This window comes from Pseudomonas sp. MF08875 (assembly GCF_059862525.1).
In genome coordinates, this window is record NZ_JCBCUW010000111.1 from 1 (window position 1) to 2,234 (window position 2,234).

General features: G+C 49.9%; 2 protein-coding genes. Both read left to right on the top strand.

The features are described from left to right. The coding region (locus tag AC19YT_RS28115) for a TnsB C-terminal domain-containing protein (protein WP_500611373.1) at positions 1 to 1,668 on the top strand (1,668 nt) is incomplete at its 5' end. Next, a partial coding sequence (locus AC19YT_RS28120; protein ID WP_500611374.1) for a TniB family NTP-binding protein occupies positions 1,665 to 2,234 on the top strand: 570 nt, incomplete at its 3' end. The genes AC19YT_RS28115 and AC19YT_RS28120, both read left to right, overlap by 4 nt.

Consider the following 2,234-nt stretch of genomic DNA (forward strand, 5'->3'; position numbering starts at 1 on the left):
CTAGGTTATCCGGGAAAACTTCCTAGAAAAGAAGAACTTAAGGAAGTTATTAATTCTGTGTGGGAGGATGTTAAAACGAGTGCGAAGGCTCCGTCGATCGCGACAGTCAAGCGCTGGCTGGGTAGATACAAGTGGAGGTCCGTAACGGCTCTAGTTCCCCAGCATGAACAAAAGGGCCGCCACAAGTTGATACATGGCGATCTCGAGGAAATACTGCTCAATGTAATTAATGAGCATTACTTAACCGATCAAAGAAACCCGGTGACAAAAGTATTTTCTGAATTCCAAGGTCGCCTCAAGGAATATAATCAGCGCAGGTTAAAGGCTGAACATTTAGCCTGCCCGTCGCGGATGACAGTTTATCGATTTATAGAGGGATTAGACCCATACCTAGTTGACACCGCAAGATTGGGAAAACATACCGCCAATCAGAAACACCGCCGTGCCATTGGCCAGCTTCAAGTCGATGGCATCTGTCATCGCTGGGAAATCGATCACACACTTCTTGATGTCATGCTCATTGATCCGGACACCGGTTTAGTGATCGGCCGACCTTATTTGACCATCGTTCTGGATCGATACTCGCGCATGGTGATGGCGCATCTCCTGCACTTTGCCGCTCCCAATACTGAAAGCGTGCTGCGAGTGATTGAGAAAGCGATATGCCCCAAGGCTTCGTTGCTTGAGAGCTACCCGCATGTGGTCAACAGCTGGCCGGCACGAGGTTTACCTCGTCAGTTGGTTCCTGACAATGCGGCGGAGTTTCACGCTGGAATGTTGTTGCTTGCTTTCTGTGATCTGGGCATCGAGGTTCTGTACCCGAGGTCGCGTGGCCCGCAAATGAAGGGTGCCGTAGAACGATTTTTTGGTACTACTGCTCGTGGTTTCGTTCATCAACTTCCCGGCACCACATTTTCGAATATTGCCGAAAAGGGCGAATACGACTCCCTGGAAAACGCGTGCCTTACATTCGACGACCTAAATGCGCTACTCACAAAATGGATTGTGGATATCTACCATCAGACTCCGCACCGGGGTCTGCGTGGTAGGACACCTGATCAGGTATGGCGCATGGCAGAAGGTAAATCTGTAATTCAGATGCCCGTCGATCTAGATGCGCTGGAAGCCATCCTTGCCTGCCGCAAAAAGCCTAAGATTCACCACTACGGCATCGAGGTAGACGGCCAGTATTACCATTCTGATTTGCTAGCCGATTTGAAGTTACAGCGTCCTAACGATTTTACGGTAGACGCACGTTACCGGGACGATCTAGGTCACGTCTGGGTGTATGACGACCAGCGCAGATATTTTTTCCAGGTGCCTTGCAAGGACAAGCGCCTGGTAGGTGTAAGCCGAGACTTATACAACGAGGCTAAAAAGCAACTGCGCATATCAGGAGCCTTGAATCCGGATGTTGATGCCATCCTCCGCGCTTCGCGTGAAATACAGCAGGACATCCAGCGAGCGAAAGAGACCAAACGGGTAAATGATCGGCGTCGCAAAGCTGCGCTGACGCGTGATCGAGGCGGTGCGCCTGTGGCCCTCATCGAACCTGCCACGTTGCTGGAAAATGTCGCCATGACAATGGCTGCAAAGTCTTTTGAGATCCCTGACCTATCCGTGGACACGTCTAATGCTCAGTCTTGGTTCGATAGGGGGGGAAGATGAACGCTTCGGGTGCGGTTGATGATACTTCGCTGCGAAAGATCTTCATCAATACCTCAATTGCAAAAGCAGCGCTTTCAAGGTTAGTGGATATTCACACGGAGAATCGTAGAACTGGGACCAATCAGGGTTTTCTCATTATGGGTCCCAGCGGTGTTGGGAAAAGTGCTCTAGTGAAAAAGTACGTCAATGCAGTTAACACTGAACGTGCAATTGAAATGGAGCGCTTACCCATTCTGTATCTGGACATGCCATCTGCACCCACGAAGAAAAATCTCGGTGCTGCATTGCTCAGAGCATTGAAAGATCCGTATGCGAACATGAACAGCGAGTCCGCTGAGGCAAAATTCTCGCGGGTGGTAACTTTGCTGGAAAATTTAAGAGTTGAGCTCGTTATTTTGGACGAGGCACAGCACTTGGTCGACTACAAGCGCAGCGACGCATATGAAGCGGGTGATTGGATAAAAAGCCTGCTGAATACCTCAAAGGTTTCAGTCGTGTTGATCGGTATGACTCGCCTGGAAGGCTTGAAAAGGGCAAATGACCAATTTCGTAGGAGGTTTTCTGCG